The organism is Salinivibrio kushneri (assembly GCF_005280275.1).
GTDB classification, from domain to species: domain Bacteria; phylum Pseudomonadota; class Gammaproteobacteria; order Enterobacterales; family Vibrionaceae; genus Salinivibrio; species Salinivibrio kushneri.
Genome location: NZ_CP040021.1, coordinates 1,110,065 through 1,127,652, shown reverse-complemented (window position 1 = coordinate 1,127,652; position 17,588 = coordinate 1,110,065). Strand labels below are relative to the sequence as shown.

General features: G+C 52.5%; 13 protein-coding genes, 1 pseudogene and 1 other annotated feature. Of the genes and pseudogenes, 6 read left to right on the top strand and 8 right to left on the bottom strand.

Annotation, left to right across the window (positions count from 1 at the left end):
• Positions 1–34: 34 nt before the first annotated feature.
• The 3 genes from topA to sohB all read right to left on the bottom strand — a co-directional run bounded on the left by topA (position 35) and on the right by sohB (position 4,103).
• The gene (gene topA, locus FCN78_RS05425; protein WP_077522466.1) at positions 35–2,665 is read right to left on the bottom strand and encodes a type I DNA topoisomerase; all 2,631 of its coding nucleotides are present in this window, start codon (positions 2,663–2,665) and stop codon (positions 35–37) included.
• A gap of 161 nt (positions 2,666–2,826) precedes the next feature.
• Positions 2,827–2,952, bottom strand: coding sequence for a hypothetical protein (locus FCN78_RS16090; protein ID WP_255377389.1), 126 nt, complete (start codon positions 2,950–2,952; stop codon positions 2,827–2,829).
• Positions 2,953–3,050: 98 nt separating this feature from the next.
• The gene (gene sohB, locus FCN78_RS05420; protein WP_077659499.1) at positions 3,051–4,103 is read right to left on the bottom strand and encodes a protease SohB; all 1,053 of its coding nucleotides are present in this window, start codon (positions 4,101–4,103) and stop codon (positions 3,051–3,053) included.
• Positions 4,104–4,228: 125 nt separating this feature from the next.
• Here sohB and FCN78_RS05415 point away from each other — a divergent pair, with 125 nt between their 5' ends.
• Entirely contained in the window at positions 4,229–4,972 is a 744-nt protein-coding gene (locus FCN78_RS05415) for a YciK family oxidoreductase (protein ID WP_077659498.1), read from the top strand.
• A 45-nt stretch (positions 4,973–5,017) separates the two neighbouring features.
• On the opposite strand, the gene FCN78_RS05410 is transcribed toward FCN78_RS05415, so the two are convergent.
• The 5 genes from FCN78_RS05410 to rnm all read right to left on the bottom strand — a co-directional run bounded on the left by FCN78_RS05410 (position 5,018) and on the right by rnm (position 11,251).
• Positions 5,018–7,156: a TonB-dependent siderophore receptor gene (locus FCN78_RS05410; RefSeq protein WP_235607586.1), complete on the bottom strand. Its 2,139-nt coding sequence runs from the start codon at positions 7,154–7,156 to the stop codon at positions 5,018–5,020.
• 76 nt (positions 7,157–7,232) lie between these two features.
• Positions 7,233–8,132, bottom strand: a complete 900-nt coding sequence (locus FCN78_RS05405; RefSeq protein ID WP_077659497.1) for a helix-turn-helix domain-containing protein — start codon at positions 8,130–8,132, stop codon at positions 7,233–7,235.
• A gap of 203 nt (positions 8,133–8,335) precedes the next feature.
• Complete coding sequence (gene rluB / locus FCN78_RS05400; RefSeq protein WP_069362605.1) at positions 8,336–9,313, bottom strand: 23S rRNA pseudouridine(2605) synthase RluB; 978 nt, start codon at positions 9,311–9,313, stop codon at positions 8,336–8,338.
• 308 nt (positions 9,314–9,621) lie between these two features.
• Positions 9,622–10,242: an L-threonylcarbamoyladenylate synthase gene (locus FCN78_RS05395; protein ID WP_069362606.1), complete on the bottom strand. Its 621-nt coding sequence runs from the start codon at positions 10,240–10,242 to the stop codon at positions 9,622–9,624.
• Between the two features lie 106 nt (positions 10,243–10,348).
• A complete protein-coding gene (rnm, locus tag FCN78_RS05390; RefSeq protein ID WP_077458908.1) occupies positions 10,349–11,251 on the bottom strand; it encodes an RNase RNM in 903 nt (300 codons plus the stop codon).
• Between the two features lie 416 nt (positions 11,252–11,667).
• Positions 11,668–11,762, top strand: a sequence feature (Trp leader region).
• 82 nt (positions 11,763–11,844) lie between these two features.
• On the opposite strand from rnm, the gene aroF reads away from it, so the two are divergent.
• The 5 genes and pseudogenes from aroF (at position 11,845) to trpCF (ending at position 17,557) form a co-directional block, all read left to right on the top strand.
• Positions 11,845–12,858, top strand: a complete 1,014-nt coding sequence (aroF, locus tag FCN78_RS05385) for a 3-deoxy-7-phosphoheptulonate synthase (RefSeq protein WP_077458909.1) — start codon at positions 11,845–11,847, stop codon at positions 12,856–12,858.
• Positions 12,855–14,459 (top strand): anthranilate synthase component 1, encoded by a 1,605-nt coding sequence (locus FCN78_RS05380; protein WP_077659496.1) that lies wholly within the window; start codon positions 12,855–12,857, stop codon positions 14,457–14,459. The genes aroF and FCN78_RS05380 overlap by 4 nt, the downstream gene beginning before the upstream one ends.
• Positions 14,456–15,070, top strand: a complete 615-nt coding sequence (locus FCN78_RS05375; RefSeq protein WP_077659495.1) for an aminodeoxychorismate/anthranilate synthase component II — start codon at positions 14,456–14,458, stop codon at positions 15,068–15,070. Before FCN78_RS05380 ends, FCN78_RS05375 begins: the two co-directional genes overlap by 4 nt.
• Before the next feature lie 161 nt (positions 15,071–15,231).
• Positions 15,232–16,172: pseudogene (trpD, locus tag FCN78_RS05370) on the top strand (anthranilate phosphoribosyltransferase).
• Positions 16,169–17,557, top strand: coding sequence for a bifunctional indole-3-glycerol-phosphate synthase TrpC/phosphoribosylanthranilate isomerase TrpF (gene trpCF, locus FCN78_RS05365; protein ID WP_077659493.1), 1,389 nt, complete (start codon positions 16,169–16,171; stop codon positions 17,555–17,557). Before trpD ends, trpCF begins: the two are co-directional and overlap by 4 nt.
• Positions 17,558–17,588: the final 31 nt, after the last annotated feature.

Genomic DNA, 17,588 nt, shown 5'->3' with positions numbered 1-17,588 from the left:
TAGCGGCGGGCTTAATTGTTGGCGCGTGCGCCTATTAGGCTTTGGCTTTCTTCTTGCGCTTATCAGTGACTTCCCACTGACCATCCACAAAGAAGGCTGACCAACCCGTTGGTTTACCGTTTTCTTCGCTGCGCACGTAATTCTCTTTAGTTTTACGCGCAAAACGAATCACAGTAGGACGCCCATCGGGATCTTCCTGCGGGGCATCGGCAAGGTATTTGAACTTGTCCGAAATACGCTCTTTGAAGCGATGAAGCTCTTCCACCAGCGGCGCGCGTGTCTCGCGGGATTTGGGGAAGTTGCTCGCGGCCATAAACAAGCCTGAAGCGCCATCGCGTAGCACAAAGTAGGCGTCTGAATTTTCACATGGCAGTTCTGGAAAGTGCACCGGATCCTCTTTCGGTGGCGCCACGTCACCATTTTTGAGGATCTTACGCGTGTTCTTACACTCGTCATTGGTGCACCCCATGTATTTACCGAACCGGCCATTTTTCAGCACCATGTCGCTACCACATTTGTCGCACTCCACCACTGGGCCATCATAGCCTTTCGGCTTAAACTCGCCTTTTTCAACCACGTAGCCTTCACAGCTCGGGTTATTACCACACACATGCAGCTTGCGATGCTGATCAATGAGGTAAGAGTCCATCGCCGTTTCACAAATCGGACAACGCTTCATCGCCCGAAGATCAGCGGTCTCAACGTCCTCTTCGAGCACATTAACAATGCCATCTTCATCCATCAGATTGATGGTGGTTTTACACCGCTCTTTCGGGGGTAATGCGTAACCCGAACAGCCGAGGAACACCCCAGTCGAAGCGGTACGAATCCCCATTTTACGCCCACAGGTTGGACAGTCGATATCTGTCATCACCATGTTATTGGGCTTCATACCACCTTCGTCTTCATCCTGCTCGGCTTGTTCAAGCTCTGCGGTGAAATCGGCAAAGAAGTCGTCAAGTACCCCTTTCCAGTCAGCTTGACCTTCCGCGATTTTATCCAGTGATGCCTCCATGCGAGCGGTAAAGTCATAGTCCATCAAATCGGCAAAACTTTGGTTGAGGCGGTCTGTGACAATCTCGCCCATTTTCTCAGCATAGAAGCGACGATTTTCGACCCGCACATAACCACGATCTTGAATGGTGGAAATAATAGACGCATACGTCGATGGACGACCAATGCCCGCTTTTTCCAATTCTTTAACCAAGGCCGCTTCGGTATAACGGGCGGGTGGCTTAGTAAAGTGCTGCTTGGGATCAAGCTTGTCGAGTGTCAGTGATTCACCCACCTCAACCGCTGGCAAGGTTTGATCTTCATTTTTACCAGAAGGACGCTGTACCCGCGTCCAACCGTCAAAGCGCAGCGTACGGCCTTTGGCTCTCAAGGTGTAATCGCCCGCATCGACCGTCAAAGTGGTCGAGTCATATTTTGCCGGTACCATTTGGCAGGCCACAAACTGGCGCCAAATCAAGTCGTACAGACGATGCGCATCGGGGTCCATGCCCTGCAAATCATCGGCCTTAACCCCCACATCAGAAGGTCGGATCGCTTCGTGCGCTTCTTGTGCGTTGGCTTTTGCCCCGTAGACATTGGCCGACTCAGGTAAATATTTCTCACCGTATTCGCTGGCAATATGGCCACGAGCCGCGTCGACCGCCTCTTTACTGAGGTTGGTCGAGTCGGTACGCATGTAAGTGATATAACCGGCTTCATACAAACGTTGCGCCAGCATCATGGTTTTTTTCACCCCAAAGCCCAGGCGCGTACTTGCCGCCTGTTGCAATGTTGAGGTGATATAAGGCGCTGATGGTTTGCTGGTTGACGGGCGATCTTCGCGATCACGCACCACAAAACTAGCGTGCTCAAGCGCCGATACCGCCGCCATCGCCTCATCTTTGTTCTTCGGCTTAAAAGCCTTGCCGTTTTGCTGCGCCACGAGCAAACGCAGTGCTTGCTCTTTCGGTGTGAGCGTGTCGGCATGCACATCCCAAAACTCTTCGGGAATAAAGGCCTTTATTTGATGCTCTCGCTCAACAAGCAGCTTGACTGCGACCGACTGCACACGACCGGCCGATAGGCCACGCGCCACTTTCTTCCATAGCAGCGGCGAGACCATAAAGCCCACCACACGGTCTAGGAAACGACGCGCTTGCTGCGCATTAACACCGTCAATATTGACGTCACCCGGCGCTTCAAACGCCTGTGTAATCGCATTTTTGGTGATCTCATTAAACACGACGCGCTTGAAACGGTCGTTATCACCACCGATAAGTTCGCGCAGGTGCCAAGCAATGGCCTCCCCTTCGCGGTCCAAATCCGTTGCGAGATAAACGTGGTCCGCTTGCTCAGCCAGTGACTTAAGCTCGGCGACGACTTTTTCCTTACCGGGCAACACTTGGTATTTCGCTTGCCAGCCATTGTAAGGATCAACGCCCATCTTATTGATGAGCGCCTTCTGTTCTTTTTCTTTTTTAATTCGCGCTTTTTCTTCGGCGCTGAGCCCTTTCGTGGACACAGGTGCGGCTTTTTTACCGCCTTGCGTCGCTCCAGTTGGCAAGTCACGAACATGCCCGACACTCGACTTCACCACGAAGTCTTTGCCGAGATATTTGTTGATCGTTTTCGCCTTTGCTGGGGACTCCACGATGACGAGAGATTTGCCCATAATGACCTAATTGACGCCCTTTGCGCTAAAACTGTCGAAAATTCGTTGCGTTGCACTTCCATGCGGAGTGCCGCTATCTGTTTACAATATTGAGCGAGTCTAGCCGAATATCAACTAAATTCGCAGCAAAACACGCTGATTGCTCGTCCCTTCCACAATTGTTACGCAATTGTGATGGTGATATCTCGATTATTCTTCATGCCGATTTCCGGCAAAAACGCGCTAATCATTACCATTGCCGCACGCAAAATAGCTAAGTGGATGCGGTAATCTTTGGCTTGGCTCACACTATTACCACTATTTCGCTAATTATCGTGCGCCTGTTGCCGCTATTTCTCTCCGTTGTCTAACGTCTAGCGCCAACAGACAGGACACAGAAAATGAATTACACCAACGGACGCTGACCACGACTGATCCATTTTAGCAACACGCGATCGGCCACTTCCGCGGATGCACCAGCCAGTTTTTCCGCAATGTTTTTCCGCTGCTGGTACGACACCGACAGCACTTTTCGTTCGTTATTCGCCGCCTGGAATAAATACTCGTCGCTGGTACAGACCTCATCAATCAATCCTCGCTCCAATGCTTGGTTACCAAACCAGTGCTCACCGGTGGCAACATCATCGACATTGAGAGACGGGCGGTATTCGCTGATAAACGCTTTGAACAGACCATGGGTTTCTTCCAGCTCCGTTTTGAACTTCTCGCGTGCTTTGTCAGTGTTTTCACCAAACATGGTAAGCGTGCGCTTGAATTCACCGGCGGTCAGCTGCTCAAATTCAATATCGTTTTTCTTTAGCAACTTGTTAAAGTTAGGTAGTTGGGCAATCACCCCAATCGAGCCAATAATCGCAAACGGCGCTGCAATTAACTTATCCGCGACGCATGCCATCATATAACCGCCGCTCGCCGCCACTTTATCGACCGCCACGGTTAAGGGCACCCCTGCTTGACGGAAGCGTGCCAGCTGAGACGCTGCTAGGCCGTAGCCATGCACCATACCGCCACCACTCTCGACGTTGACCAAGACTTCGTCCTGTTCGGTTGCTACCGACAAAATCGCCGTCACCTCTTCGCGTAACGCCTCCACTTCGCGGGCATCAATGCTGCCTTTAAAGTGGATCACGAACAGTTGTGGATCTCGTTGAGCCGATGATTCGCTCTGCTTTTTGGCTGCGGCTTTTTGCGCCTTTTCTTCCTTTTTCTTGGCTTTTTTCTCGTCTTTCTCTCGCGCTTTTAACGACGACTCATTGTACAAATGCTGCTCTAACGATTGACGATAGTTTTTAAACCGCTCAGTCAAGTCAGTGAGCTTCAGGCTACCTTTTTGCCCCCCTTTGTCGCTCGCGGCGCGCACTAAAGCGACCAACACAAATGCCGCTAATAAGAAAGTGACGACTTTGGCCAGAAAAAGCCCATAATCCGCAATGAAATCCAATGTTGTATCCTCTTTTTTATCGCTACGTTGGCAATGCCGTTAACCGTACATCACGCACTTGGTTGTCACACTTTACCTGCAACCTTACAATAATCTACGTTTAACAATAAATAAGGATTTATATCGTGGACTACCAAGTAAGCTCAAACGCGCTTGAAGGGCGTGTGATTTTGGTGACCGGTGCAGGCGCTGGCATTGGCCGCCAAGCCGCACTTAGCTATGCAGAGAAAGGGGCCACTGTCATTCTTCTCGGCCGCACCGTGAAAAAACTTGAAGCAGTATACGATGAAATTGATGCCATGGGCGCACCACAGCCAGCGATTATCCCACTGGATATGCTGGGTGCCACGCGTCAGCATTATTTGGATATGGCAGACACCATTGAACAACAGTTCGGGCGCTTAGACGGCGTGTTGCACAACGCTGGCCTTCTCGGTGTGCTTAGCCCATTCGATCAAATTGATGAAAAGTCACATGAAGATGTGATGCAAGTGAATGTCAAAGCGACCATGCTGATGACGCAAGCCCTGTTGCCATTATTGAAAAAGTCTGACGATGCTCGCGTGGTGTTTACTACATCGACTGTCGGCCACCAAGGGCGTGCTTATTGGGGCAGCTATGCGATTTCTAAGTTCGCGACCGAAGGCATGATGCAAGTACTGGCGGATGAAATGTCTGATACCAAGGTACGTGTCAACGCGATCAACCCAGGCGGTACCCGCACCAGTATGCGCGCGAGCGCGTTCCCAGGGGAAGATCCAGAAACACTGAAAACACCATTGGATATTATGCCACTCTACCTGTATCTGATGGCACCAGAAGGTATTGGTGAGCACGGACAATGTATCGATGCACAACCTAAGCGCTAAGCACAGCGCCCCCATGGTTGGGGGCGCTCGTTTTAGCTCACCGATTTAAAAATCGATGCTGAGTTTGGCTTTGATATTGCGTTCGTCCCCATACCAACAGTTCAATTCATCAAAACAGCTGTAAGTGGTTTTATCGAACAAGTTTGTTGCAGATAGGGACAGTTTTGCGCCTGATAGCGACGATGACGCTTGCGAAAGATCGTAACTAATCGCAGTATCAAACACGGTATAGTCGGGCACCGTAAAGGTATTGGTTGCGTTACCCTGTGACTCACCCACATAACGTGCGCCCACACTCACGCGTGTCCCCGCACTGATCTGGTGATTCAGCCACGCACTGGCAGTCTGCTCTGGTACCCAAACTGGCGTCTTGCCCTCTAGGTTAGGGTCATCCGTGATCTCCATATCAATATAGCCATAAGTTAAGGCCACATCCGTCTCTACACTAAGTGCATGATTAAATTCGACCTCTATGCCACGAGAGCGGATTTCACCGGTTTGAATTTTCGCGTATGAGTCGTTGGGATCATTCACCAGCGCGTCTTGCTTTTTAAGCTCGAACAACGCCAAATTCAGCCCCGTGCTGCCGTCTAGCGACAAGTACTTGAGGCCGGTTTCCCATTGTTTGCCGGTGGAAGGGTCAAACACATTACCCCGATTATCCATATCGGTTGGTTCAAAGCTTTCTGAGTAACTCAGATAAGGGGAAATGCCGTTGTCAAACTGGTACATCGCACCGGCACGGAATGCCAGATTATAGTGACGAATGTTTTTCTCTGACGTACTCGGTGAGCCCGCATACAGTGTGTGCTGGTCATCTTTTAACTCGTACTCGTCGTAACGAGCCCCAGCGAGCAACACCCATTGGTTCCACAGGATCTGATCTTGGGCATAGAGGCCGGTCTGCGTTACCGAGATGTCATGCTGATCTTGGTAGATAAAGTCCAGAGAATCAGGGTCAACCTGGTTGTTGTCGGGGTCGAATATATCAATATCCGGCACCACATTCGCCAACGTATCGTCATAATCAACGTCGGAAGACATATCTTGATAATCAATACCGAATAAGGTGTAGTGCTGTGCCGACCCCCAGTTCAAATCACCAGAAAGCTGCGTATCCACCACCCAAGCCGCCATTGTCTCATCGGTTAGGTAAGCGTTTCGCGGATAGTGGCGACCGTCATTGCTTTTTTGGTGATACATGTTTTTTTGCAGCAAATCGGCATCTGTGTAGCGTGCCGAGTGCAGCAACGACCAATTTGATGAGAGCTGGTGCTGCACCTTGTAACCCAGCATCAGAAACTCACGATCATAAGTATTCCAGTTGTTGTCACCGGAAAAACTGTCGCTAGAAAGGCTGCCTTGGTCACTGTGCAATACCGAGCCTTTGGCCGGCAATGAGGTATAAATCCCCGCTGCCGGATCCGCTTGGTAATAAAGGTTAACGTTCACCAAGGTATCTGGCGACACCCGCCAATCTAACGATGGAGCGACGACATAGCGCTCTTCTTCTGAATCGCCCGCTTGGCCATCTTTTTGTCGTGCCAGCGCCACCATCCGGTACGCCAATGGGGTGTCAGAAATTGCACCGGTACTGTCGACAGACACTTCACGCAGCGCATCAGAGTCGGTGCTCATTGCCACACGGTGCGCCGCCTCTTGTTGCGGCGTCTTGGCGATCATATTCACCATCCCCCCCGGTGGAATATTCCCGTATAACACCGACGTCGGGCCTTTAAACACTTCCACTTGTTCAATCGCAATCGGATCGATTTGAGGCTGTAAATTCCAGGTGTTGTAAGGTACCGCTAGGCCATCAAAAAAGTTCTGATAGTTGATAAAACCACGAATATTAAAGAGATCAAGTCGCGTGACGGCCCCACCCCGCAGCTCAGTATTTACACCAGGCGTATAGCGCACCACTTCACTCAATGAACTGGCTTGGCGCTGTTCGATGGCCTCTCGGTCGATGACGGTGACCGCTTGAGGCGTTTCTTCTGGTGCCAGTACTGTTTTAGTCGCCGTATTGCGGTAGGTGTCGCCTAAGACTTGTATGGTTTCCATCTCGGCGTGTTGCGACTCGGCATAAGCTGATGGCAGCATCAAGCTCCCCATGACCGCCATTGCTAACGGGGACAGTCGCCATCCACCAACCTGCTGCATGCGTGCACAACCCATATCCATGATGTTTTCCTCTCAATGCAAATTAAACGTAAAACGGAATCATTCGCATTTTAAAGAGATACAAAATGAATACTGTTCATTTTGGTGCATGATGGCGACACTCGAGCGGGATCCAATACGTCATTTCTGCCGTGTCACGCTGTGGTTGATAACCCGACGGATAGACTTCAAGCTCAACCCCGTCAGTGCATCGATAGCCTGAGGCTGGCAACCAATGATAAATAAAGGTATGCAAAGTATTAGGTAGCTCAGTCACTGGCCCTAAATGTGTAATCACCGCATAGGTCGACTCAGGCACCGTCCATTTAGTCAAAGAAGCCGCCGGTAAGGTGTCGCCTTGTTGACCCGCCAAATACGGTAACGGCGTTTGAAGCGTATCGGCGCTGGCGACATCAATCGCACCAATGCTTGACTGGCTGGCGTCAATAAAGCCCGCCTCGTACGCATCACGCCACAGCTTAGGCACCACGTCCGTAAAATCGGGCTCAGGTGCGAACAAGCCTAATATCGGCGATGTCTGCCCCACCAGGGTGATCGATGATCGCGTTTGAATATGCACTGACAGCCATGAGGGTTTTGGGGTTGCCAGTGTGGTGACATGCAGTGGCGTTCGGATCCCATCCATCACCCCTCGGCGACGATAGGTCCGAGGGCTCACTCCGAACTGCTGACGAAATGCGCGGGAAAAATTCGCCTCTGAGGTAAACCCAAACGACAGCGCGATATCAATCACTCTATCGGGCCGAGAGAGCAACTGTTTCGCAGCATAGCTAAGTCTCAGTTCACGCACATAGTGTGCCACACTCACGCCGGTTTGTTCCGAGAACACGCGCTGCAATTGCCAGCGAGACCAGCAGCTATGGGCGGCCAACTCACTGACAGAAAGCGGTTGGTCAAGGTTTGCGTGAATAAAGTCTAGAACCCGCTCTATGCGATCAAAGCGTGCGGTTTGCTCTGGTGCTAATGCCGTTGTCATCACATCCGTTTGTCGACAAGTTTATAAATAAACCCAAAAACTAACACAAACAATAATCATTATCACCATTAGCTTGCGATCGGCGAACCAATTAGAAGCATGAGATGGCTGCTATCAATAATAAAGAGCACGACGACAGCGACCCCGTCACACAAAAATAAAAACCCGGCACATGGCCGGGCTTTAGCGAACATCACGCAGACTTACTTACGCGTTCTTGGTTTGCCTTTACCACGCGGCGCGCCCGAGCGCTGATTACCCTTTTTCGGGCTTCCGCCTTTCGGCCCTGCTGCGGGTCCATTACCCCGACGAGCCTGGCGTGTTTTCTTCGGCTTATCATTGCTGTCGATACGCTCCTCGTAGCGACGTACCGCACGGCGGATCTTCTGGCGCGATTTTTTACGCTTTTGATCTTCTGGCGTGATCACCGTCTGCGACTCTGGCTTCATCTCTACCATTTCGCGCAGATAGTTGACCTCTTTAAGGTCCATCTCACGCCAACCGCCACGCGGCAGGTCTTTTTCAAGATAGATATCGCCGTAACGCACGCGCTTCAAACGGCTTACCGTTACACCTTGGGTTTCCCACAAACGACGCACTTCACGATTGCGTCCTTCAGTGATCACCACATAAAAGGTGTGATTCATGCCCTCGCCGCCCGCATAAACGACGTCTTCAAAGCGTGCCACGCCATCATCTAGTTCTACGCCGTGAACCAGGTTTTTCACCATATCTTCGTTCACGTCACCAAACACACGCACCATGTACTCACGTTGCACTTGGCGGCTTGGGTGCATCAAGCGATTCGCTAATTCACCGTCGGTCGTGAACAGCATTAAGCCTGAGGTGTTAGCATCCAAACGGCCAACCGCAACCCAACGCGCATCTTTCAATTTAGGTAAGCGATCAAATACGGTACGACGCCCCTCTGGGTCGCTTCGCGTACACAACTCACCCTCTGGTTTGTTGTATGCAAGAACGCGACACACAGACTCAGAAGGCGCATTAAGCTGCACCGCGTGACCATCAACACGTACCAACGCACTGGGATCATCAAGGCGGTCACCCAGTTTGGCAACAGCACCATTAACACTCACCCGACCGGCTTGGATGTAGCCTTCCATCTCGCGGCGTGAACCTACGCCAGCACGCGCTAGCACCTTCTGTAATTTTTCGCTCATGTTTTCTTACCTTACTGTCGCCTTCACAGGCGTCATCACTGTCTCGGTTGGCATAAGAGCTAACGATAATAAGTTAGCCAGCCGTGCATGATACCAATAAGCGTAGAGATAGAGAAACAGTTTCACGCGTTCACGGCATATCAACTGTTGTGGCTGAGTCAATAGCAAAACACCTGGACAAAAAAACGCCCAGCAAGGTGGCTGGGCGGGAATGGAAGGTCAACCACAGGTTGACGCAACATCAGAACAAGAACATTGCACGGATAAGTACGCGCGACACTGTGCGTTGGTTCACCTGTCATCTGACATTAATCAAACGGGGCGGGATCACCACTGCCATGGCGGCGAATTTCAGGCAAGCCTTCGCTGAAATCGACCACTGTGGTGGGGTGCTCACCCAATACACCACCGTGCATAATCAAATCCACACTGTGCTCTAACTGATCGCGAATCGCTTCAGGATCGGATTCGGTGAAATCATTACCGGGCAGAATCAGTGAGGTCGACATTAGCGGCTCACCCAGCGCCTCGAGCAAATCCAGGGCGATTTGGTTATCTGGAACACGAATGCCAATGGTTTTCCGTTTTGGATTCATCAAACGTTTTGGCACTTCTTTGGTCGCTTTGAAAATAAATGTATACGCGCCAGGTGTATTGTTGCGGATCAAGCGAAATGCAACGTTATCGACCCGTGCATACAGTGATAACTCAGACAGATCGCGACATAACAAGGTGAAGTTATGATCTTTATCGAGATCGCGAATACGGCAAATACGCTCTAACGCTTGTTTGTTCTCAAGCTGACAGCCAAGCGCATAGCCCGAATCGGTGGGATAAATGATCACCCCACCGTTTCGGACAATTTCCACCGCTTGTTTGATCAGCCGCGCTTGCGGGTTCTCTGGGTGGACATAAAAAAACTGACTCATGGTTCCTCCTGCTGTAGCTTGACCCCATCGGGATGCGCACCGCAAATCCAGCGTGAATGATCTGCGCGCCGGATAATCCTTATCGCTATCAATATAACGTATTTCGTTATTGTAACGCGTCTGGCTTGTCGCTATCTAGTTGATTTACTGATTGCCATTTTTGTTCCGCTGCGTCTAACCATGTCCAGTCATACCAAACCGGCTGACTGTCTTTGGGTAGCCATAAATTGCGGCCCAACTCTGTCCACGGAGAGGGATAATGAAAATCCGATCCCAGCGAGGCCAACAAACCATAATCTCGCGCGTAATCGGCTAGCAAGCGACGCTCTTGTTGCGACTGCTGAGGAAGAGCGACTTCGATAGCATCGCCATTGGCTTCAGAAAACGCAGTCAGTAATCGTTTCAACCATTTGGCTTTGAGTTTGTATCTGCCTGGGTGAGCAAGCACCGCCTGCCCACCGGCCTCATGGATCGCCGCAACCGCATCTGCAATCGAACACCAGTTCGGTGGTGCATAGCCGGTGTTCCCTCGGGTTAAAAAGCGCTTAAAACAAGCCTGCATGGTTTTCGCGTGACCTTGCTCGACCAACCAGCGCGCAAAATGCGCACGGGTCAGCGGCGCATCGCCAGCCAGTTCACGCGCTCCCGCAAGCGCCCCTGTGTAATGCGAGCGCTCTAACCGCTCAGCAATCAGCTCAGCGCGTTGTTGGCGTCGCTCAGCTTGCTCGGCAATCAATGCGGTTAATGCCGGATGCTGGGGGTCGACATTCAACCCTACAATGTGGATATCAAAGTTCTGCCACAAGGTCGAAATTTCAATGCCATTGACCAGTGTAAGAGGCAAGCGTTGATGGTCGATTTCTGCTTGTGCCTCCACCAGCCCAGCGGTGGTGTCGTGGTCGGTAATCGCCAACACGCCCACGCGACGCTCGACAGCGCGCTGCACCAAATCTTTTGGTGATAGGCGGCCGTCGGAGGCAGTGGTATGGCTATGTAAGTCAATGATCATGGTGTATCGGGTTTCCTTAATGCGCTCGCGCCTTGGCACTGTCAGTTGGTGTCTTATCAGCCTGAGGCTGAGTACGCGCCATGCGGGCTCTGTCGATGCGAATGCGCCAAGTTAATCAGCGCTTAGCGAGCACGGTGAATATCTTTGTTGTTTATTATCGTGTGCTTATTCCGCACTTTTTCTGCATTCTTTTTGAATTCCCCGTTGACACAGAAGCAAAATATCAGTTTACTAGTACACAGGTTAACGCGCACCACTTCTCAGTCTCGGGGAGCAATATGGCGCTAAGGGTAACAGTCACGACGGAGTCTCGCAGCATGTATTTCAACGCCGCGTCTAGATCACATTCGATTCACACTGCACCCACTGCCGCACAGGCCGTGAGTGTATTGGCGACATCCATGAACTCTGTTGCACTTATTTGGTGGCACGGCTCCTCACGGGCGGTGTGACGCGCTGTATAAACAGCAACCTTATTCACAACGCCCGCCACTGATGCGGGCGTTTTTGTCTCTCAGTTTTGCCATCACGCGTTATCGTGCCACTACGCATTCAGTCACGGTAACCCGCAACATAGTTGATAAGGATATTTGATGATTATTGTACTTAAACCCCAAGCCACCGAGCAGGATGCCAACGTCCTCCTCAATCAAATCGAGCAATGCGGGTTAAAACCGCTTTATATGCCGGGTGTGGAACGCATTGTATTGGGCGCACTGGGTGATGAACGTGTGTTGCAACAATGCCATTTTGAGGCCAACCCGCTGGTTGAGGAAGTCAAACCGATTTTAACCAAGTACAAACGCGTGAGCCGCGATGTGCAGCCGCACGACAGTGTGGTACATATCGGCAATGTCCCTGTAGGCGGCCAACACTTCGTGGTCATGGCAGGCCCCTGCTCGGTGGAGTCAGAGTCTCAATTGCTATCCGTGGCGGAGCGCGTTAAAACCCATGGTGCGCGAGTATTACGGGGCGGCGCCTTTAAACCACGCACCAGCCCTTATGATTTCCAAGGCATGGGGGTTGAGGGGCTAAAGCTACTCAAACAAGCCAGTGACCTGACTGGCATGCCAACCGTGTCTGAGGTGATGGAAATTAGCCAAGTCGACGCGGTGTGCGAGTACATTGATTGCTTGCAAATTGGCGCACGTAACATGCAAAACTATGGCTTGCTCAAAGCGGTAGGCGAAACGGGCAAACCTGTCTTGTTAAAACGGGGGCTTTCCGCCACTATCGAAGAGTGTTTGCTGGCAGCGGAATATATTGTCGATGCGGGTAACCCCAATGTGATTTTATGTGAACGCGGTATTCGCACTTACGAAACCGCCACACGTAACACCTTGGATTTGAACGCCGTGGCCTTGATGAAGCAGCGCAGCCATTTGCCAGTGTTGGTCGACCCAAGCCACGGGACGGGTGTGCGAGAGCTGGTGACGCCACTATCACGCGCCGCCGCGGCCGTGGGCGCGGATGGCATCATTGTGGAGAGCCACTTAAACCCAAGCGAAGCACTGTCAGACGGTCACCAAGCCCTAACCGGCGATATGTTCGCGCAGCTAATGCAAGAACTTACCCCCTTTGTGCAAGCGGCAGGGAGAAAGCTGTGAACACTCATGATCCTCAACATGGCGAGCTTGATACGCTCCAACTCTCGGTGCCTTATGTGGCCGACCCGACCGAGTTGTATGCCGCCGTGTGCCAAGATAAGCCTTATAGCATGCTGTTGGAGTCGGCAGAGATTGACTCCAAACGTAACCTTAAAAGCCTGATGCTGATCGATGCCGCCGTCCGCATTGAGTGCCGCGGGCAGCGCGTGACCTTACAAGCGCTCACCCATAATGGCAGTCATTTGCTGGAGAGCATTGCCCAGAGCGCAGCGCTAAAAGCCCTCGCCTGTGAGGTAGCGCAGGCCAACGATGGAGACTTCCCCGCCCTGACGTTGACGTTCCGCCATCCCAACGACAATGGCGCGCTATTGGATGAAGACGCCCGTCTGCGCCAAGCGTCGGTGTTTGATGCCCTGCGTGTCATCAAACAAAGTATCGCGTTGGATAACCAGCCTGACGATGCGCTCTTTATCGGTGGCCTTTTTGCCTATGATTTGGTGGCCAGCACTGAAACCCTGCCAGCGGTGGAGGGCACCGAGCACTGCCCCGACTACCTTTTTTATGTTGCAGAAAGCTTGCTGGTGATTGACCACCAGCATCGCCAAGCGCGCTTACAAGGCACCTTATTTGGGGGTGATAACGCCCGCGCCCACTATGTGGATTTATCGCGTCGTTTGCAAAGCATCAAAGAAGCCTGCTTATCGCCTGCGCCACTTCCAGAAGCGCCCGTTGTCACCGATCACAGCGTCGCGGTTTCTGTCTCCGATTCAGACTTTTGTCAGCAAGTTGAGGCTTTGAAAAAGCACGTGATTGCCGGAGATGTGTTTCAAGTGGTGCCATCGCGCCGCTTTACCCTCGCGTGTCCCTCATCGCTCAATGCTTATCGAGCGCTGAAGCGTGGCAACCCTAGCCCGTATATGTTTTATCTGCGCGATAGCCAATTTAGCTTGTTTGGCGCATCGCCAGAAAGCGCCCTTAAATATACTCAAGCAACTAATCAGGTTGAGATTTATCCCATCGCGGGTACACGCCGACGCGGGAAAAATGCCCAAGGCGATATTGATCACGACTTGGATAGCCGCATTGAGCTTGAGCTGCGCAATGATGAAAAAGAAAACGCCGAGCACATGATGTTGGTCGATTTGGCCCGCAACGATGTGGCGAGAATTAGCACCCCCAGCAGCCGCCATGTCGCTGACTTGCTCAAAGTCGATCGCTACAGCCACGTGATGCATTTAGTTTCTCGGGTGGTGGGTCAGCTGAAACCTGATTTAGACGCGCTGCATGCATACCAAGCCTGTATGAATATGGGCACGCTCACTGGTGCGCCCAAGCTTCGCGCGATGCAGCTCATCCGTGACACCGAACAGTGCCGTCGTGGCAGTTATGGCGGGGCCGTGGGCTACTTTACCGGATCAGGTGAGATGGATACCTGCATTGTGATCCGCTCTGCCTACGTTGAAAACGGCCTTGCCACCGTACAAGCCGGTGCGGGTGTGGTGTTTGATTCTGACCCACAAGCCGAGGCGGACGAAACCCGCGGCAAAGCACAAGCGGTGATCCATGCGATTCAAACCGCCCACCAAGGAGGCCAATCATGAGTACCCCGTCAATGGACATCGTGCTGCTCGATAACATGGACTCCTTTACCTATAACTTGGTGGATCAATTTCGCGCACTCGGTTACCCGGTCACGGTGTTCCGCAATCATTTAGAGGCCGAGGCGATTGTTCGTCATATTCGTACCCTGCCCCAGCCGCTACTGGTGCTCTCGCCCGGCCCAGGTGCGCCTGCCGATGCCGGCTGTATGCCCGCGTTGATTGAGAGGCTGCGTGGCCAAGTGCCGATGCTGGGGATTTGCCTAGGTCAGCAAGCGATCGTCGAAGTCTACGGCGGCACAGTCGCCGGTGCTGGCACCATCATGCACGGCAAGGCCTCGGCCATGCATCACCAACAGCATGCGGTATTTGGCCCATTGGCATCCCCGCTCACCGTGGCCCGTTACCACTCGCTGGTGGCGACTAATGTGCCTGCCAGCTTGGATGTGATCGCCACGACCTTGGATGGCGACGATCAAAAAGTGATGGCGGTGGTGAGCAATACCGACTACGTGGTCGGTTATCAATTTCATCCAGAGTCTATTTTGACCGCACAAGGCGCCGCCCTGCTCACCCACACCATCGATTGGGCCAGTGGCTATTATTATCGCTAACAAGAACATCAGCGCTAACAACAACATCAGCGCTAACAACAACACGTGCCAGATAAGCACGGGGCTAGAACAGACAAATACCGAGGTTAAGTACAGTGATGGATCAACTACTAGAAACGCTCTACCAACAACAGTCACTCAGCCAAGCGCAAAGCGAGCAGCTGTTTAGTGCGATCATTCAGGGCGAACTCGAGCCAGCACGATTAGCGGCTACATTAACCGCATTGAAGATTAAAGGGGAAACGCCTGAAGAAATCGCGGGCGCGGCAAAAGCACTGACTGACAACGCCGAACCTTTCCCCCGCCCCAGTTATCCGTTTGCCGATATCGTTGGCACGGGAGGCGATGGCGCGAACACCATTAATATTTCAACCACGGCCGCCTTTGTCGCCGCCGCCTGTGGCGTGAAAGTGGCCAAACACGGCAACCGCGGGGTATCGAGCAAATCGGGCTCGTCGGATTTACTCGCCGCCTTTGGCATTGATTTAGCGATGCCTGCCGACCACGCCCGCGAGGCCTTGGATAATCTGGGCGTTTGCTTTTTGTTCGCACCGCAATACCACACCGGCGTACGACATGCGATGCCCGTGCGCCAAGCGATGAAAACCCGCACCATCTTTAATCTGCTTGGGCCGTTAATTAACCCAGCAAAACCTAGCATTGAGCTGATGGGCGTGTACGACCAAGCCTTAGTTGCGCCGATTGCACAAACCATGCAAAACCTCAATATGACGCGCGCGGCCGTGGTTCATGGTGACGGTCTGGATGAAGTGGCTATCCACGGCCCCACGACGGTGGCAGAAATCACCCCGACCCAAATTGAGCATTACACCTTAACCCCAGCGACTTTGGTGTATCCCAATACCCGCTGGACAGCATTGCCGGGGGCACGCCGGAGCAAAACCGCGCAATGATCAGCGCGATTTTGCAAGGTAAAGGCACCGACGCCCAGCAAGCCGCGGTGGCCGTCAATGTGGCACTATTGCTACGCTTATTCGAACAAGAAGACTTGAAAGCAAACACACAACAGGCCTTGGACGTGATGGCGTCGGGCAAGCCTTACACCATCATGCAAGCGTTAGCACAAAGGAGCGCAGTATGACCACGTCAGCCCTCAACGACACTATTTTAGGCCGCATTGTTGATGACAAAAAACGCTGGGTGGCCGCGCGCAAGCGCTCTCAGCCGCTGGATAGCTTTATCGACCAGCTGACGCTCAGTGATCGCGATTTTCGTGCTGCGCTGTCTGCACCGGGCTCACAGTTTATCTTGGAGTGCAAAAAAGCCTCGCCCTCGAAAGGCCTGATCCGAGAAGATTTCGATCCGGCGAGTATTGCCCGCGCCTATCAACCCTTTGCCGCTGCCGTTTCGGTGCTGACGGACGAAGACCACTTTCAGGGCAGTTTTGACTTCTTGCCTATCGTGCGCGCACAAGTCGATGCACCTGTGCTTTGCAAAGATTTTATTATCGACCCTTATCAGGTTTACCTCGCGCGTCATTATCAAGCCGACGCGATCTTATTGATGCTGTCAGTGCTCGACGATGCCGAATACCGCGAACTGGCCGATTTAGCCGAGTCGCAAAAGCTGGGCGTGCTTACCGAAGTGAGCACCGAGGACGAGCTAGCCCGTGCCAATGCCTTAGGGGCGGTGGTGATTGGGATTAACAACCGGAATCTGCGTGATTTAAGCATCGATCGCGATCGCACCAAACGCTTCGCACCACAAGTGGGCGAAAAAGCGCTCGTGATTTCAGAAAGTGGCATTCATAACCACCGTCATGTACGTGATCTTGCTCACCACGCGGATGGCTTTTTGATCGGCAGTGCATTAATGGCAGAGCCCGATCTTACCCTCGCGCTACGTAAAGTGATCTTAGGAGAGAATAAAGTCTGTGGACTCACCACCGCCGACGATGCCCTCGCCGCCTATCATGCAGGCGCAGTCTACGGCGGACTCATTTTTGTTGAGCACTCCCCGCGTGCCGTCACGGCCGCCGTGGCCGAGCGCGTACAACAAGGCGCACCGCTTTGCTATGTGGGCGTGTTCCAAAATCATGCGCTAGACACCGTGGCTGAGTACGCACAACAGCTCAGCCTTCATGCGGTGCAACTGCATGGCGATGAAGACGCGGCGTATCTACAAGCATTGCGTGAGAAGCTTCCTGAGCACTGTGAAATTTGGAAAGCACACGGTGTCTCTGATGTCGCACCGGCTTTAGACGGCGTGAATGCTGACCGCCACCTCATCGACAGCCGAGTCGGCCAGCAATCTGGCGGCACGGGCAAAACCTTTGATTGGCATCTGATCCCTAAAACCGCCAAAGACAAAGTCATGATTGCCGGCGGGCTCACCCCCGAGAATGCGGCCAAAGCGGCTGAACAAGGCTGCCTCGGGCTGGATTTTAACTCCGGCGTTGAGCATGCGCCCGGCGTGAAAGATGCCAACAAGTTAAACGCGGCGTTCCGCGCCCTTCGCCGCTATTGATTTACCAAGAGATGGTCGATTTGGCTGAGAG